Here is a 16137-nt window from a genome sequence, read left to right on the forward strand (position 1 = left end):
CTACTAGCCCGAAGACGCTAAACGGGTTGGGGCGTTGGCTTCAACTACGATGTCCGCGCCGACGATCCACCGACTCGACGAGGCGACAGTTGCGCGGATTGCCGCCGGAGAGGTGATCACGCGCCCGGCCCGTGTCGTCGCCGAACTTCTCGACAACGCACTCGATGCCGGAGCCGGGCGGATCGATGTCACGGTCGACGGCGACGGGACAGAACGAATCCGGGTTGCCGACGACGGCTGTGGCCTCTCGCAGGCCGACGCCGAACGCGCCATCGAACGCCATGCGACGAGCAAACTCCCGACTGGAACCGACACCGACCTGACGGGCGTCTCGACGCTTGGTTTCCGGGGCGAAGCACTGGCAGCAATCGCCGACTGTGCGACCCTCGAACTGGTGACCAACAACGGCGAGGCTGTCGGTACCGAACTCCGTGTCGAAGACGGCGATCTGTCCGTTCGAAACGCAGGTCGACCACAGGGGACGACCGTCACAGTGACTGACCTCTTTGCGGACCGCCCCGCCAGACGGGAGTCGCTGGCGGGTCAAGCCGCCGAGTTCGGCCGGATCAGCGAATTAGTCGCCCGATACGCACTGGCTCGCCCTGAAGTCCGATTTTCGCTGACCCACAATGGCAACGAGACACTCTCGACGAGCGGCGGCGGGTTTCAGGACGCTCTCCTTGGCGTCTACAACGCCGAAACTGCCAGCCGTGCGACCACGATTGAGCATGCGACGACAGTCGACGGCGACGGCAGGCTCTCGGTTCGGGGCATCTGTTGTTATCCATCGGTTACCCGGTCGACCCGCGACCACGTTCGCGTCTCAGTCAACGGGCGTCCGGTCACCGACAGTGGCCTCCGTCGGGCGGTAGTCGCAGGCTACGGCTCGCTGATCGCCGGCACCCGGTATCCGGTCGCCGCAATCGATATCGCGCCACCGGCTCGCACGGTCGACCCCAACATTCATCCAGCGAAACAGGAGGTTGGACTCACGGCCCGTGAGGAAATCGAGGAAAGCGTCGAAACAGCCGTCTCGAAGGCGCTGACGACAGCCGATATTCGCCGAACAGAGGACGCAGCAACTGACCTCGAGACCGAACTCGCTGCTGTCGACCGCTCGGACCCGTTTGGCGAGGTTCGGGTCATCGGTCCGTTTCGAGATCTATATCTGCTCTGTGAGGACGGCAACGAGCTCCTTGTCGTCGACCAGCACGCCGCCCACGAGCGGGTGAACTACGAGCGACTTCGTGGGTCACTCGCAGAAGAAGGGGTGCCAACCGCGTCGGTCGAACCATCGGAGACAGTCTCGGTGTCGCCTGCGGCCGCGGCAGCCGCCGAAACGCATGCCGATCTTCTCGCCGAACTCGGGTTCGATGTCGACCGCTTCGGTGGTGGAACGCTCCGCGTCTCGGGGGTTCCGGCTCCGCTTGGCCGCGTTGCCGATCTCGACCTGCTCGTCGAAACGCTAGATAAGCTCGCTGCTGGCCAACAGCCGGGCGATCAGCGCGACGAGTTGCTGTCGGATCTGGCCTGTCACCCCTCACTCAAGGCAGGTGATCGTCTCACGAAGGCCGACGCCGAGGCACTATTAGAACGGTTGGGCGAATGCGAACAGCCGTTTGCTTGCCCGCATGGTCGACCAACCGTTTGTTCGCTCGATGAGTCGACACTCGCGGCCGGGTTCGAACGTGGGTCGACGCGGTTTCGGTGACACAGGGGTGACAGCGACAGCGTCGACGCGCCGATCGGGACACCCTGTGAGTGTTCGATACAGTTGTGAGTAGTCGGCTTACTCGTCCGGTTCACACTCGGGATCGTTCAGTTGGAAAACGTTATCGGCTGAATCATCGTCGACAGCGCAGGGACCGTCCCCATTATCGTTCAGGTCGTTATCGGTGAAGCGATTCTGCTCGGCACTTATCAGATCGAGTCCTGGTCCATCATTGTTTGTGAGTGTGTTTCTCACAATATCGTTTCGGTCAGCTTCGCTGAGTCGAAGTCCAGCCACCGCATTCCCCGAGGAAACGTTATTGACATAATAGTTGGCAAACGACTCAAAGCCAGCAATTCCGCTTCGAGGCGATCCAGTCACCTGATTTTCGACAACGATGTCGTTTGCCGAATCATCGAGGACGATGGAGCCATCCTCGATGGTACAAAACCGGATGACGTTTGACCGCGAAACGGTCACATCGATACCTACTCTGCAGTTGCTGGTAGCAATCCGGCTTAGCTGCCCGCGAACGAATTCTTCGGCGGAAATCCCGACATCGAGATCATCAAGCGAGACATTCGTGACCAATACGTTCGAGACTCCTGTCGGCTCAATGCCACGCCCACTACCGGACCCAGTGATACTGTATCCATCGCCGTCGAACGTTACGTTGTTCGACTCGATCTCGATACAGGCCTCGTTGGAGTCGAGATCGACATCGAGATCCTCGACGAGTACATAGTCTCCGGGTTCGGTGATTGTGGTACAGCCGTTGATCTCTGTTGGATCGTCCGGGTCGGTAGCCTCTACGTCGGCTTCCATCTCGTCGACCATTTCTTTGCGGTCGTCAAGGGGTTCGTTTCCGGCAGCTGCGACACCACTTGTCAGCGTGAGTGCTCCAAGCGCGGTAGTAGCACGTAGATATCGTCTACGAGTTGTTTTGTCAGGTAGCATTGCATCCCAGTAAATGGAGATACCCCGTTTTGTTACTCTTCAACAACAGTTGTATAATATCTACATGTGTACATATGTGGTACCTTAAAACAAGTATTCGACGTGACAGTGTGACCCATCAAATTACGGGCGTACGATCTCAGACAGCCCACTCAGTCCCACGATTTGCAGTCCGGACAGACAAACTGAGCGTCGTCGAGCCACTGTTTTTCAGTCGACGTCTCACACTGCTCACAGACTGCGCCATCCGACTGCCAGCGGTAGGTGACGGTCGCTGGCTCGGCGGTGTCGCCATTTGCAGTCGAATCGGTCGACGAAAACTCCGACAACGGCTGGTCCTCGCTCATACTCGCTCTTCGGTGGTTCTCCAATAAAAGCGACCGGTCGCTCAGCGTTCCCGACGGAGTCGACCCACGACGAACTCGGTTTCGAGTTCGCCAAGGAACTCGCCGAGCCGGGGACCTTGCGTTTCGTCGAAGAACAAGCGGTACCCAGCCTCAAACAGGTCACTAATTTCGATATCGTACTCGCGGGCGGTGTCGTAGATCGCCGACTGGATCTCCTCGCCGGAGTGGCCAGCTTCGACGACCTCGGCCAGCGCATCGAGAGCTACAGCAACCGACTCGTTGAGGTCGACGGTGGGTAGATCGGTCTGGAGCCGGTAGTTGTACGCATTGTCCATCCGCTCGGCCCAGTTGCGTGCCTTCTCGACACGGGCGAGGGCGGCCTCAACGGTAGACTCGTCGGCATCTTCGGGAATGTGGCCCTCATCACGGGCGAGTTTGATACGGAGGTCGCGCTCCTCTACCATTCCGAGCACGGCGGCAAAGGTGTAGGGCAATCGGATCGGCTGGTCGTCGCTCACCTCGTCGACGACATACAGATACGCCGCCTCGGCGAATTCAGTGATTGATTCATCCTCGACACCCTCGTAGTAGGCTCTCTCAAACCGGTCGAAGTCGTCGACTAACTGGTCGAGCCGCGAGAGATCGAGGTCTCGTGCCTTCTTCGGATCGAGAGCAAAGAAGTAGCGGATGATTTCCGGTTCCAACAGTTCGAGGAGTTCAGTGACGGTGACGATGTTGCCAGCCGACGACGAGAGCGCCTCGCCGTTGAGCGTGAACCATTCGTAGACCATCGGCACGGGTGGCTGGATGTCCAGAACGTTTTCGGCGATGTCGACGCCCGAGGGCCACGAGCCTTCGGCGTGATCCTTGCCAAACGGTTCGAAGTCGACGCCCAGAACCTGCCACTGGCCGGGCCACTCGAAGCGCCACGGTAGTTTCCCCTCGCGGAAGGTGGCGGTTCCCTCGTGGCCACAGCCCTCAATGGTGTCGCCGCCGACCTCCATATCCGTGCAGACGTAGTCGACGGTTTCGCTATCGAGATCGATGTGCGTGACTGTCTCGGTTAGTTTGCCGCACTCCTCACAGAGGGGGTTGAACGGGACGTAGTCCTCGTCGACTTTGGCCTGATATTCGGACAATACTTTGCGGGCGGTGTCGGCGTTCGCGAGGACGTGGGAGACGACGGGGTCGAACGTGCCATCGGCGTACAGCTCGGTGTTGGAGTGCATCTCGATGGGGACGCCGAGTCGGTCGGCATCGGCTTCGAGAAGGGCCGCAAAGTGGGCCGCATACGAGTCGGCCTCGCCGAAGGGGTCGGGAATCTCGGTGTACGGTTTGCCGAGGTTTCGACCGAGTGCGCCCGCGTCGACCTCACCCAAGCCAACGATTTCGCCGTCAGCGTTGGCAAGCTTTCGGGGGAGTTTGCGGAGTGGGTCTTTGTCGTCGCTGGTGAACACTTGGCGGACCTCGTGGCCGCGACCCCGGAGGACAGCCGCCACGAAGTAGCCCCGCATGATCTCGTTGACATTGCCGAGGTGGGCGACACCCGACGGCGAGACGCCGCCTTTGACGACGATGGGTTCGTCCGGGTCACGGGTCTCTATCTCGTCGGCGATTTTCTCGGCCCAGAAAGCGTGGTGTGTGTCGGTCAACTCGGCCTCGGAATCGGCCGAAAGAGTATGTGGTGACTGCTCGGTCTCGTCGCTCATTCGCTGTCGACCCAGTGTGCAGGCTCGTTGCTTCCCGGCGGGATAATGTCAGTGCCGGTGTGGTCCCCACGGAGAATTGCGGACTCGATGTTCTCGGGATCGGAGCCATCCAAGACAATCGAGCGCATCCCCGAGCGCTCGATGAGTTTGGCCGCCAGAATGTCGACCGGGGCAGACGCCCCGGCATCCCGGCTCATCGGGACGATGATGTCGACGAGTTCCGACGGCGACATCGTCGTATACTTGATCGCCTCGGGATCGGTCGCGGGGTCAGCATCGTAGACGCCGTCGGTGTTTGTCGCATAGACGAGCAGATCTGCATCGATGTATTCGGCAAAGGCCGCAGCCACCGCATCGGTCGTCTGGCCGGGGGTAATGCCACCCATCACCGAGATGTCACCACGTTGGAGGGCGTCGCCAGCCCCGTCGTAGTCGGTTGCTGGAGCTGAATTCACCTGCACATCGAGGGCCGAAATAAGTAGGCGGGCATTAATCCGGGTGACATCGATGCCAAGCTGGTCGAGTTGGACCTCGTTTGCGTCGAGTTCCCGCGCGGTCGTGATATAGTCGCGGGCGACGCCACCGCCACCGACGACGATCCCGATTTCACAGCCCTCCCCGGCGAGCGATTCGATAGCCTCCGCGTGGGCGGCCACACGGTCCGAATCAAGCTCCGGAGCCAGAATACTGCCACCAATCGAAATGACGACTCTCATTGCAACGGGCTAACTCCGAGTTGACCTTAAGCGTTGTCAACCATCCACCTCTGCTACCTACACCGTCCGAACAACGGCCAACTGACCGAAAAATAGGGAGTGACTACAACACTAAAGGTCGACTAACTCGCCTATTCATCCATGCAAACACTCTGTATCATCGGCGAGGGGTGTCTATCGACGGTCCAGACAGTCGTCGAGCGATTGACCGACAGCCGCGAGGGACGAGTTGCGACCGTCGACTACACGACTGAGGATCTCGCGGCGGAGGACGAAGCCGTATCCGACACCGACGGCACGTTCCGCGTCGACAGCAACGGACAGTGGACCGGAACCGGAACCGGGCGCTCGGTCACCGAACTCCTCGACTCGATTGGGACCGACTACGAGTACGCAGTCGTGGCCGGACTGGCCCACCACCGCCTGCCGACGGTCGTAATTGGCGATGCAGAAACGCCACCCACGGCCGACATCGTCGCCAGCGCACCGACCGCTGCTGATCTTGATATCGAGTCGATTGTCGACCGGATCGACAGCTTCGAGCCACACGTGAGCCTCGAAACGCTCGTCGACCGAGCCAAAGCCTCGCCGAAGGCCGAGCGGTCGGGGGCGATTGCGACGTTTACCGGTCGCGTCCGCGCCAAGGATAGTCCCGAAGATGCCCGAACCAAGCATCTCTCCTTTGAGACGTACGAGGGCGTCGCCGAACAGCGACTCGACGCCATTAGGCAGGAGTTAACCGAGCGAGAGGGGGTGTTTGAAGTCCTGCTACACCACCGTGTCGGGCTGATGCGAGACGGCGAAGACATCGTGTTCGTCGTCGTGTTGGCGGGCCACCGCGAGGAGGCGTTCCGGACGGTCGAAGACGGCATCAATCGGCTCAAAGACGAGGTGCCGATATTTAAAAAGGAAACGACGACTGACGAGGAGTTCTGGCTCCACGAAACCGAGTAGCCCTCGCATCTGTCGACCAACTGGCGCGCGCGCCACAGTCAGTTGGTCGGCCGAGCGGCCAGGCTGTCGACACAAGCGACAAAAATAGCCGTCTGACCGGTAAAACAGCGGCTGAATACGGCGCGTATAACTCAGTCTTAGATGTCTGAAATATACTATTAGAACTGTTTGTGAAAGTTCTAATAATCTTTGGGGCAGTTTTGAATGATCGGTTTTTCGGTCATTTTGAACCGTTGCAGCGGTAAATCGGGGTAAATCACCCACAACGGTCTGCCTTATATAATGGATACAGTGAACAAGCAGGGGATGAGGTTCACCATGAGCGCAACCACACCCCCAGACGCATGCCAGACACCAGTCGACGGGAACCCGAAAGCAGAACGCCTTCGACAGTACCTCTGTGAGCGTGCTGCAGACGGCGACCGGTACTTTAAAAGTAAGTTCATCGCCAAGGATGTGGAACTGTCGCCGAAAGAGATCGGCGCGCTGATCGTTCGGCTTCAAGAATCAGCGACCGACATTTCAATCGAACCGTGGTCCTACACGGGTGCGACCACGTGGCGTGTTGAACCGACCGAATCCGCCTAAGTCGCCGTGACAAGGCGGCACGACACTACCACACTCCTTTCGTTTCACCAAACCGCGAGCCACAGCGATGGCGGGCGTATCAGCTCACGACGACGAGCGTTTATCAGGGTCGACCACGTAGCACGGGCGATGGCTGACTCGGAGGCCGACGTGCCTCGTCCAGACAATCTTGAGACATGGTATCACCTCACTAATGTTCGGATCGAGGACGGACGGATTATCTACTACGGCGAGCCGCTGATCCCCGAGCGTCGGCTTCTCGACGAGCTCTGGCCAGCGTTTCAAGACGTTGGCTACGAACTCAAACTCGCACAGTCCGACCAGAGCGTCGGGACTGCACTGGTTGCGGTCCCGGTCGAAGAGACGACAGACACCGGTGGCGTCCCATGGACACACATCGCGCTCCTCGCGGCCACGGTGCTGTCGACGCTGTTTGTCGGTGCCACCGCTTGGTATTTCGTGCCACTCGACGAGGTTCTTTCAAGTCCCCTCACACTGTTACAAGCATGGCCGTTTACAGCCTCCGTGCTGGGCGTCCTGTTGACCCACGAACTCGGCCACTACGTGATGGGCCGGTACCACGACGTCGACGTCTCGCTGCCCTACGTGATCCCGTTTCCCTCCTATTTCGGAACGTTCGGTGCAGTGATCAAAATGAGCGGACGGATGCCGAGCCGGAAAGCGCTGTTTGATATCGGCGTCGCCGGGCCGGTTGCGGGGTTGGTTGCGACCGTCGTCGTCACGATCATCGGCCTCTCGCTGGGGCCGATAGAGATTCCGGCCGCAGTGGTCGAACGGAGCCAGTCCGGCGCCTCAATCGTCTTCAATAATCCGCCCCTACTCGATATTATTGCCTCGCTACTCGGCGAGCAAACGAGCTACAGCGACCCGGCACGTAATCCACACCCCGTGATCATCGGCGGCTGGGTCGGGATGTTTTTTATCCTGTTGAACCTGATGCCGGTCGGCCAGCTTGACGGTGGCCACATGGTCCGGGCGATGATCGGCCAGCGTCAAGAGACGATTGCCGCCCTCGTCCCGACAGCGCTGTTCGGGATTGCTGGCTATCTCTACTTCGTCCGGGAGCTGTCGCTTAACGATTCGGTCATACTCTGGACCATCTGGGGCGGCATCGCGCTGGTAATCGCATACAAGGGTCCCGCCGAGCCAGTCGACGAGAGTTCGATTGGCCTGCCCCGGCTGCTGCTTGGCCTCCTCACGTTCGGGATCGGCCTGCTGTGTTTCATGCTGGTCCCGATTCAGGTACAAGGCTGAGGTGGTCGGACAGAAACAGCGGTTCTCAGTGGGTGTAACCACGGTCAGCGAGTGGGTCACCGTCGACAGTGACGCCCGCCTTAGCGTCGGTAACCTCGCCGATCACCGTCAGCGGTGTCGGTGAGTCGGTCTGAACCGCTTCGAGTGCCGCTTTGGGAACGGTACAGACGAGTTCGAAATCCTCGCCGAAATGAACTCCGGCCTCCCAGCGGTCGAGATCGAGCGTTTCGACGCTCGCGTCAATCGGAACGCTGTCACGGTTGATGGCAAAGCCACAGTCGCTTGCCTCGGCGAGCTGGTGGAGCGACCGGGCAAGACCGTCGCTGGAATCCATCAACGCGGTCGCCGTTCCAGCCAGTCGTCGACCGGTCTCGATTCGCGGCGGGAACCGGAACAGTTCGTTGGCTCGGTCGGTCTCACCCTGTTCGAACAGTGCGAGGGCCGCCGCACTCCGACCGAGCGTGCCGGTGACACAGACCAGATCACCCGGTTCGGCTCCCGACCGGGAAACGGGCTGGTCGACCTCACCGATAGCGGTGGTCGTCACCGTGAACTCGGAGTGGTTGTCGAGATCACCACCCACGTAGTCAGCCCCGACCGACGCACACACCGTCTTTGCGCCGTCGACAAAGGCCCGGAGCTCGCTGTCGACGAACGACTGGTCGGCGTAGGCGGCGACGGCGGCGGTCGGATCGGCTCCCGTCGCCGCCAGATCCGACAGCGAGGCCCCGACCGACCGCCACCCCGCAGTGTATCGGGTTGTGCCGACCGGAAAGTCGGTCGACTCGTGAAGCATATCGGTCGTAATCGCTGTCGAGCCGACGACTGCGGCATCATCGCCGGCGTGTGGGAGATCCGAAGCGAGCAGTCGAAGGGCCTCACGTTCGTCCATCGATTTCTACCGTTCCTTGCGACCTCGTGAATAAAAGCATGCGACATCCTCGCCCGCTCCACGGGAGCGGGACACCAAGAACGCGACCGGCAGAACCGACCGGTGTCATGCGGACAGTCAGTCGACACCAGCCGATAGACTGAGAAGAAGTGTCAATTTATTAGTACAGTCGCTACCGAGGCCAAGAGGCTTGATTACAACAGTTGTTATAGTTATAATGACACCTAATGAGGCGAACCTACATCGTGGTCATGACTGCCGTTGTCGTGGTGGCTCTCGGGGGAATTACGTATCTCAGCACCGGACAGCAACCCGCGGTCGACGTGGGCGACGTCGACTCGGATGGCGAGAGCGAATCGAATGGAGCGGTCGACAGAGAGTCGACAGAACCGGCCTACGATCAGCGGACAGCCACGGAGCCGGCGTTCGCCTTCAGCGTAGCTGACGTCGAGCGCTGTGGGTCGACCTGTCGAGAGGTGACCGCAACGGTGACCAACTCCGGAAACGAAACAGCAACTGACGTCCGGGCCTCGACCAGCCTCTATGCTGGGGAGAACAGCACTGACAGCGAGGCACGGATCTGGGAGGAAACCGAGACCATCGGCACGCTCGAATCTGGCGCGTCCTCCACGACGACCGAACGGATCGAGCTTTCGTTCGGGGATGCAGCCACGATTCAGGAGAACGATGGCTGGATCACCATTCAAACCACAGTCGAGTCAGCAGAACACACCACCACGTTCCAGCGGACCAGACAGGTGATCTAACCGAGTCGACGACCCTCGGGTGACCCCAACAGGTATTGTGATGAGTATAGACGTACGGATATGAAAGAACGCCGGAAACACGAACTCGCGGACACGGCCCAGCAGATCGTGGGTGGGTTTCTGCTGTCGGGGCCGTTCGTCGTGACCCAAGAGGTGTGGATGCTCGCACAGAATATGACCATGTTCCACAGTCTGTTTCTCGTGAGTGCCATCATGGCTATCGGCTACGGTGGCCTCTACGGGGCCGACAACGACCGAAACCCCCGCTACGAGGCCGCAGTCGCTGGGGTTCCCGTCCGGTTCATCTCGGTAATAATCGTTGCGTTCGGCTCTGTCGGAGTTCTCGCGTTCTCGATCACCGCCCCCGATCTGTTTTTGACTGACGTCTCCCGACCTGAGCGCCACTTTGTCACGTTCCGTGCGTTGAGCGTCGGCGCGGTGTTCAGTGTCGTCGGCGCGGTGACAACCGATAGTCTATTTTAAACACCGGGTGGATCGAACCGGCTGTCTTCTCCCTCGCTGTTCGTCGCCCGGTCGACGGAGCGTTACTTCTCGGATCGGTCTCGGGCCGACTGAAAGCCTAGTTCCTCATTCTCGGCGGCACGTCGCGTCTCCCGCTCGGCGATTGCTTCGGAGTCCGGGCTGGCATCGTCATCGACGCGCCCAAACGACTGATGGACTTTGGCGTGACACCACCGACACAACGAGACCGTGATCTCGTGGCTCGTTCCCTCGCCATCGGCGTATGACAGGTGGTGTTCTTCGAGCAGCGGTCGACGTTCGTCGTGGGCTACCCGAACTTCTTCGAGGCCACACCGCTCGCAGTTTCGCTCGTTTGTCGTCGACCGATAGTGTCGACACTCCTGCCACTCCCTCTGTTCGCCGACGTGACACGCGTAGTCGTCGGCTGCCCGTTCGGCAGCGAACTCGTGGTCGACGCCCGCGTGTTGGAGTGCGAGCCGACACCGACCGTCGCCGGTGAGATGATCGCAGACGCCGGCGATCTCGTAGGGGTCGTCGACGCCGACGGGCGTCCCCTCGGGCGTTCGCTCCATATCTCTGCTCGGACCTACATATATAAATAGTGGCCGACTAATCCGACGCTGTGCGTCTCGTTCACCGCCGCGGTCCGCCGGACGACCTCTCGCCCGAGGAGCGAACGATTGCCACCGAAATCGAGATCGCCGACTCGTTTCTCTCCCGAGCACGGGGGCTCATGTTTCGGCGGTCGATCCCCGACGACTACGCGCTCGTGTTTCAGTTCGAGACGCCCGAAGACCGAGATCTGCATATGGTGTTCGTCCCGTTTGCGATTGATGCGGTCTGGCTCGTCGGTACCGAAGTTACCGCGGTCAAGCGACTCCGACCGTGGATCGGGCTCGGCCACAACGTAGCTGACACCGTTATCGAACTCCCGGCAGGGGCCGCAGATGACATTGAACCGGGCGATACGGTCGAGTTAGTCGACGAATAACCAAATAGTCGACCAGTAGCTCAGGCCAGTCGACACAACGAGAGAGACGGCAGCTTTATTTCCCTGTATGTGTGAACAATTGGTACAATGGAGCACCCACACTCCAGCGAGGATAGAGTAAGTCGGGGCAACCCGGCTGGCCGTGAAATTGCCTGCTGAGTCATCTTTAGTCGTGAATTCAAACAAAAGCACTGAGTTGTACAGTGACCACTCAACTCAATCGATTCCTGTAGACGACGTACAGCTACTAGATACCACGCTTCGGGACGGCGAGCAGGCCCCCGGCGTCTCGCTCACCCCCGACGAGAAAGTCGACATCGCCCACGCCCTCGAAAAAGCGGGCGTCGACGTCATCGAGGCCGGGAGTGCTTGTACCTCCGAAGGCGAGCGCGAGTGTATCCGCCGCGTCGCCGATCTCGGACTCGACGCGACGGTCACGAGTTTCGCGCGTGGCATCAAATCCGATATCGACCACGCACTCGATTGTAACGTCGACGGGATCACCCTCGTGGTCCCCTCGTCGGACAAACACATCGAGACCAAGGTCGGCTCGACGCGCGAGGAAGTCATCGAGAAATCCGTCGAGTTAGTCGAGTACGCAGTCGACCACGATCTGTGGGTCGAACTGCTTGGCGAGGATGGCTCCCGCGCCGATCCGGAGTTCCTCGTCGACCTCGCGGCGGCGGGCCACGAGGCCGGTGCTGATCGGTTCTGTTATGCCGACACGGTCGGCCACGCGAGCCCCGAACACACCTACGAAATGGTCTCGAAGCTCTCCGAGCTGGGGCCGACCAGCGTCCACACCCACGACGACCTCGGCTTCGGGATGACCAACGCCCACGCTGGCTTGCGTGCTGGCGCGGACTTCGTCCACGGAACGGTCAACGGCATCGGCGAGCGCGCCGGCAACGTCGCCATCGAGGAGGTTGCCATCGCCCTCAAGCACTGCTACGGCATCGAGACGCTGAACCTACCGGCCGTCTACGAGTTGGCGACCACCGTCAGCAAAGCGACGGGCATCCCGCTGGCGCCGAACAAGGCCGTCATCGGGCAGAACACCTTCACCCACGAGAGCGGCATCCACACCGACGGGACGCTGAAGGATTCGGCGATGTACGAGCCCTACCCACCCGAAACCGTGGGCCGCGAACGTCGACTCGTCCTCGGCAAACACGCCGGTCGCGCGGGTGTCGAATCCGCACTCGCCGAACACTCAGTCGACGTCACCGACGAGGAACTCGCCCAGGTCGTCGAGCGCGTCAAATCCCTCGGCGAGCGCGGCAAGCGCGTTACCGACGCCGATCTGTTGGCGATTGCCGAAGACGTTCAGGACAGAGATCGCGAGCGGTTCGTCGAACTGCTGACGCTGACGACCGCCAGCGGTGGCGATGTTCCCACGGCCAGCGTCAAACTCCGCGTCGGCGACGACGAGCGTGTTGCAGCAGGCACCGGCTCCGGGCCGGTCGACGCCGCCGTGAAGGCAGTCCGTGAGGCCCTCGGCCCCGCGGCGGACGCCGAACTCGATTCGTTCCACGTCGACGCCATCACCGGCGGGACGGATGCCGTGGTCACCGTCGAGGTGGCGATGACCCGCGGCGACCACTCGGTGACAGTCGCGGCCTCGGATTCGGACATTACGCGTGCCTCAGTGACCGCGATGGTCGACGCGCTGGACCGCCTGCTGGCGGCCTCGCCGCCCGAACAGCCAGTTGCCGACGACTGAGCTGGCCTTTTAAATACGCTGTCGGAAGCGGATGTTACTGAATCCGTATATATAAATCAGATTAGCCTGTAGCCTCGCTGTGGCGTTTATTGTCGAGATCAAACCCTCGGCCCGCAAGCGCAACGGCGATGTCGGCCGGGCGGTCAATCGCGAGGGGACCACCCGCCGCTTCGAGAGCCGCGGGGCCGCCGAGGCGTGGGCCGACGATCTGACTGGCGGCGGCCGGGACCACGTCTGGATCAAAGCCGCCCATCCGGCCGATCAGTCGACCGTCGACGCCTATCTGGTCTCCCAAAACGCCCGCGGGAAATTAGAGGCCGCCTACGACAAACGTAGGCGTCGACTGCGCGGTGGTGACCGAAGCCAACAACACGGACTGAGTGACTCGATTACTGACTGAGTGGATATGGCTGTCGATGAATCATCAGTGATAGTCGAGACGAGTTGTTGAACATTTTATACAATCTGTGCAAATCTGTCTCTATGGCTGCCCCCGTTTGGGAGATTTCAGTAAGTACAGTGGTGAGTTTCGTGGTCGGCTATCTGCTGTGGCCGCCGAGAGCCGTCTACTGGGCCGCGTTGGTTCCGTTCCTCGGGAGTCCAGCCACGGTCGGGATTGTCTTCCTTACAGCCGCGGTGGCGGGTGCTGTGGTTGCGTGGAGTCGCCCTTACCGACTTAGTTCTGTTACGTACGGTGGTCTCCTCGCCTACGTTTTCGGGATGCTAGGCATCGAACTGGCTGTCTCCGCCGATAGTCCGGTCCATTTGTTCTTTTATGCGACGCTACTCGTCTGTTTCGTCCTCGGTGCCGCTGCCGAACGTCGACGGGTCGGGCCAGTGGGTGGATTGTCGACGAACGATAGCAACTAGTGGCGGCGTGATGAAACGCGTCGCTCAGTAGGTTGTATCCGGGAAAAGCGCCGAGAGAGGGATTTGAACCATGGTCGTTTCGCTCACTGCGTTCGCTCTACTCCCTGATTCAAATCTCTTGTCTGGCACACAACCACTCGCGGGAGACCGAGAGCCACAGAGGGCTCTCGGCGTGTTGCTCGCGGTAGAAGCGCCGAGAGAGAGATTTGAACTCTCGAGTCCGAATGGACAGTAGATTTCGAATCTACCGCCTTGGCCAGGCTAGGCTATCTCGGCTTGCATCCACATGTGTGGTCGTATCGGGTTAAAAGATTGCGATTAACAGGAACACTGTAATGCGATTTCATCACAACCAGTCGGCGACTACTGCTCACCAGCTCACGCGTGGAATCACCGCACGTCTGCCCGCTGTTACCGCTATTCGCCTGCCGCAATCGGCTCGGCGAGCGAGGCGAGTTCCTCGGCGGTGAGTTCGACGATGCCGCCGGCCTTGATATCGGTCGACCCCGAGACCGGCGTGAACTTCAGCTCGTACTCGTGCCAGTCGCCGAACCGCGCCGTCGGATCGAGGATTTCGGCCTCGCTGAATCCGGCGGTCGACTCGGTGACGACGACCTTCGAGGAAGTCGACCGAGATTTCGACCGTGGTTCAAGTTCGAGATCGTACTGGTGCCAGTCACCGAACCGCGCGGTGACATCTAGAATCTCTCCCTCTCGGAATCCGCCTACTGACTCACGGAGTTTGAAGAACTGTTTCATCGTAGCTGTTAGTAGCGGGGCGACACTGAAAAGTATTTTTTGAATGAACAATCAGCCTGTTGAATGATCGTTTGCTAGATTTCGTAATGTGCCGTAATTACTCGGTATATAGCCATTAACCGAGGTTTAGATAGTATTAGTTGCCAACTACTTTACGGTCACGTAGGTCAGGAAGACGAGTGCGACCGTCTGGAGTGCCCGGAGGGCGGCGACAGCCTGCTGGGCGCTTGGCGCGCCAGCGTACAGCATGCCGCTGCTGAAAAAGAAGTAGATCGCTACGGCGTTCTCGACGAGCAGAACCGCGGCGAAGGCGGCCAGCCCGGCGGTCATCTCCGAGCCGAACGTCCGGTAGTTGCGGACCCAGACGGTCGACAGGATACCGAGGAGGACGACGTTGACCGCCGAGAGGGCGGTGGCGACTGCCATCCACGGCTCCATCAGGCCCCACATTCACATCGCCTCCAGAATGCGGTCGAACTCCTCGCGGTGGCGTTCGAAGCGGTCGGTCAGGAAGTAGAGTTTCCCGTAGTCGTCGCCACCGGCTTCGATAACGTCGTGTTCCTGTAACATGTCGAGGTGGTGTCTCACGGTGTTGTAGTCGACTGCTAGGTGCTCGGCGATCTGGTTGGCATTGCGGGGCTGTTCGTCGATGACGTCGACGATACGCGCCCGGTTCTCACCGCCGCGCATCCCGACGAACAGATACCAGAGTGCCTTCTCCATCCGTTCGAATTCTCGTAGTCAGGGGTTATTAGTTCGGCGATCATTGATTTCGATTGTCGTGACAACCACCGATACAGATTGGCTACCTGACCATCTAGTGCGGCGAGAAGCTGTCGTCGCTGGGGATCGTCGCCGCCACGTTGGTCGTCATCTCGCTGTCTGCCTCAGTTATGAAGCCTAACGATGGGCTGGCACCATCCTCTCCGGTCGCCTTACTAAACCAGTCGACTGTCGCTCAGGCTGCCGCGGCGGAATCAGTCGGCCCCGTTCTATTGTCCATTGAGTTGTCGTCCGTGGACTAGTTTTCCGTAGATTCGTCATCCATAGATTCGTCGTCCATAGATTCGTCATCCATAGATTCGTCGTCCATAGATTCGTCATCCATAGATTCGTCATCCATGGATTCGTCATCCATAGATTCGTCATCCATAGATTCGTCATCCATAGATTCGTCGTCCATAGATTCGTTGCCCATGGATTCGTCGTCCATAGATTCGTTGCCCATGGATTCGTCGTCCATAGATTCGTCGTCCATAGATTCGTCGTCCGACTCTTCTCCGCCTGTCTCGCCCGTACAGCCAGCAAGGGCGACAGCTGCGAGAGTACCTGTTGCTCCAATAACCGTCCGTCGTGTACGATTGTCCGACATACAGTCGTTTACCTCGGATCGGT

At 59.9% G+C, this 16137-nt stretch carries 20 protein-coding genes and 1 tRNA gene; 10 read left to right on the forward strand and 11 right to left on the reverse strand.

The features are described from left to right. Window positions 1–49: 49 nt before the first annotated feature. Window positions 50–1711, forward strand: coding sequence for a DNA mismatch repair endonuclease MutL (gene mutL, locus HALTADL_RS05635; protein ID WP_089671194.1), 1662 nt, complete (start codon window positions 50–52; stop codon window positions 1709–1711). 78 nt (window positions 1712–1789) lie between these two features. On the opposite strand, the gene HALTADL_RS05640 is transcribed toward mutL, so the two are convergent. The 4 genes from HALTADL_RS05640 to pyrH form a co-directional block, all read right to left on the reverse strand. Continuing rightward, window positions 1790–2668 carry a NosD domain-containing protein gene (locus tag HALTADL_RS05640; protein ID WP_089671193.1) on the reverse strand — a complete coding sequence of 293 codons (879 nt, stop codon included), beginning with the start codon at window positions 2666–2668 and terminating at the stop codon, window positions 1790–1792. Window positions 2669–2820: 152 nt separating this feature from the next. Then, window positions 2821–3015, reverse strand: coding sequence for a DUF7573 domain-containing protein (locus HALTADL_RS05645; protein ID WP_089671192.1), 195 nt, complete (start codon window positions 3013–3015; stop codon window positions 2821–2823). A gap of 41 nt (window positions 3016–3056) precedes the next feature. Further along, window positions 3057–4724 carry a lysine--tRNA ligase gene (lysS, locus tag HALTADL_RS05650; RefSeq protein WP_089671191.1) on the reverse strand — a complete coding sequence of 556 codons (1668 nt, stop codon included), beginning with the start codon at window positions 4722–4724 and terminating at the stop codon, window positions 3057–3059. Then, on the reverse strand, window positions 4721–5440 hold the full coding sequence (gene pyrH / locus HALTADL_RS05655; protein WP_089671190.1) for a UMP kinase: 720 nt from the start codon (window positions 5438–5440) through the stop codon (window positions 4721–4723). Before pyrH ends, lysS begins: the two co-directional genes overlap by 4 nt. 141 nt (window positions 5441–5581) lie before the next feature. On the opposite strand from pyrH, the gene HALTADL_RS05660 reads away from it, so the two are divergent. From HALTADL_RS05660 to HALTADL_RS05670, 3 genes are all read left to right on the forward strand, one after another. After that, window positions 5582–6394 (forward strand): molybdopterin synthase, encoded by an 813-nt coding sequence (locus HALTADL_RS05660; RefSeq protein WP_089671189.1) that lies wholly within the window; start codon window positions 5582–5584, stop codon window positions 6392–6394. A 318-nt stretch (window positions 6395–6712) separates the two neighbouring features. Then, window positions 6713–6982, forward strand: coding sequence for a DUF7123 family protein (locus tag HALTADL_RS05665; protein ID WP_089671188.1), 270 nt, complete (start codon window positions 6713–6715; stop codon window positions 6980–6982). A gap of 129 nt (window positions 6983–7111) precedes the next feature. Next, a complete protein-coding gene (locus tag HALTADL_RS05670) occupies window positions 7112–8257 on the forward strand; it encodes a site-2 protease family protein (RefSeq protein ID WP_100190870.1) in 1146 nt (381 codons plus the stop codon). Window positions 8258–8282: 25 nt separating this feature from the next. Here the strand turns inward: HALTADL_RS05670 and thiL are convergent, their stop codons facing one another. After that, complete coding sequence (gene thiL, locus HALTADL_RS05675; protein WP_089671186.1) at window positions 8283–9149, reverse strand: thiamine-phosphate kinase; 867 nt, start codon at window positions 9147–9149, stop codon at window positions 8283–8285. A gap of 227 nt (window positions 9150–9376) precedes the next feature. Here thiL and HALTADL_RS05680 point away from each other — a divergent pair, with 227 nt between their 5' ends. Together HALTADL_RS05680 and HALTADL_RS05685 are read left to right on the forward strand one after the other, a co-directional pair. Then, the gene (locus tag HALTADL_RS05680; protein ID WP_089671185.1) at window positions 9377–9916 is read left to right on the forward strand and encodes a COG1361 family protein; all 540 of its coding nucleotides are present in this window, start codon (window positions 9377–9379) and stop codon (window positions 9914–9916) included. Window positions 9917–9976: 60 nt separating this feature from the next. After that, window positions 9977–10399 carry a DUF2391 family protein gene (locus HALTADL_RS05685; RefSeq protein ID WP_089671184.1) on the forward strand — a complete coding sequence of 141 codons (423 nt, stop codon included), beginning with the start codon at window positions 9977–9979 and terminating at the stop codon, window positions 10397–10399. 62 nt (window positions 10400–10461) lie between these two features. On the opposite strand, the gene HALTADL_RS05690 is transcribed toward HALTADL_RS05685, so the two are convergent. Further along, window positions 10462–10971, reverse strand: coding sequence for a DUF7097 family protein (locus tag HALTADL_RS05690; RefSeq protein WP_089671183.1), 510 nt, complete (start codon window positions 10969–10971; stop codon window positions 10462–10464). A 50-nt stretch (window positions 10972–11021) separates the two neighbouring features. Here HALTADL_RS05690 and HALTADL_RS05695 point away from each other — a divergent pair, with 50 nt between their 5' ends. The 4 genes from HALTADL_RS05695 (at window position 11022) to HALTADL_RS05710 (ending at window position 13983) form a co-directional block, all read left to right on the forward strand. After that, a complete protein-coding gene (locus tag HALTADL_RS05695) occupies window positions 11022–11390 on the forward strand; it encodes a DUF192 domain-containing protein (RefSeq protein ID WP_089671182.1) in 369 nt (122 codons plus the stop codon). A gap of 196 nt (window positions 11391–11586) precedes the next feature. Then, window positions 11587–13113 carry a (R)-citramalate synthase gene (locus tag HALTADL_RS05700; protein WP_089671181.1) on the forward strand — a complete coding sequence of 509 codons (1527 nt, stop codon included), beginning with the start codon at window positions 11587–11589 and terminating at the stop codon, window positions 13111–13113. Between the two features lie 79 nt (window positions 13114–13192). Further along, complete coding sequence (locus tag HALTADL_RS05705) at window positions 13193–13513, forward strand: hypothetical protein (protein WP_089671180.1); 321 nt, start codon at window positions 13193–13195, stop codon at window positions 13511–13513. Window positions 13514–13596: 83 nt separating this feature from the next. Then, window positions 13597–13983 (forward strand): hypothetical protein, encoded by a 387-nt coding sequence (locus HALTADL_RS05710; RefSeq protein WP_143054114.1) that lies wholly within the window; start codon window positions 13597–13599, stop codon window positions 13981–13983. A gap of 191 nt (window positions 13984–14174) precedes the next feature. On the opposite strand, the gene HALTADL_RS05715 is transcribed toward HALTADL_RS05710, so the two are convergent. The 5 genes from HALTADL_RS05715 to HALTADL_RS05735 form a co-directional block, all read right to left on the reverse strand. Further along, window positions 14175–14259, reverse strand: a tRNA-Ser gene (locus HALTADL_RS05715). Between the two features lie 141 nt (window positions 14260–14400). Beyond that, window positions 14401–14742, reverse strand: a complete 342-nt coding sequence (locus HALTADL_RS05720) for a hypothetical protein (RefSeq protein ID WP_089671178.1) — start codon at window positions 14740–14742, stop codon at window positions 14401–14403. Between the two features lie 147 nt (window positions 14743–14889). After that, window positions 14890–15192, reverse strand: a complete 303-nt coding sequence (locus HALTADL_RS05725) for a hypothetical protein (RefSeq protein ID WP_089671177.1) — start codon at window positions 15190–15192, stop codon at window positions 14890–14892. After that, on the reverse strand, window positions 15193–15465 hold the full coding sequence (locus HALTADL_RS05730; RefSeq protein WP_089671176.1) for a winged helix-turn-helix domain-containing protein: 273 nt from the start codon (window positions 15463–15465) through the stop codon (window positions 15193–15195). 298 nt (window positions 15466–15763) lie between these two features. Beyond that, the gene (locus HALTADL_RS05735; protein WP_089671175.1) at window positions 15764–16114 is read right to left on the reverse strand and encodes a hypothetical protein; all 351 of its coding nucleotides are present in this window, start codon (window positions 16112–16114) and stop codon (window positions 15764–15766) included. Window positions 16115–16137: the final 23 nt, after the last annotated feature.

It is taken from the genome of Halohasta litchfieldiae, from assembly GCF_002788215.1.
GTDB lineage: Archaea > Halobacteriota > Halobacteria > Halobacteriales > Haloferacaceae > Halohasta > Halohasta litchfieldiae.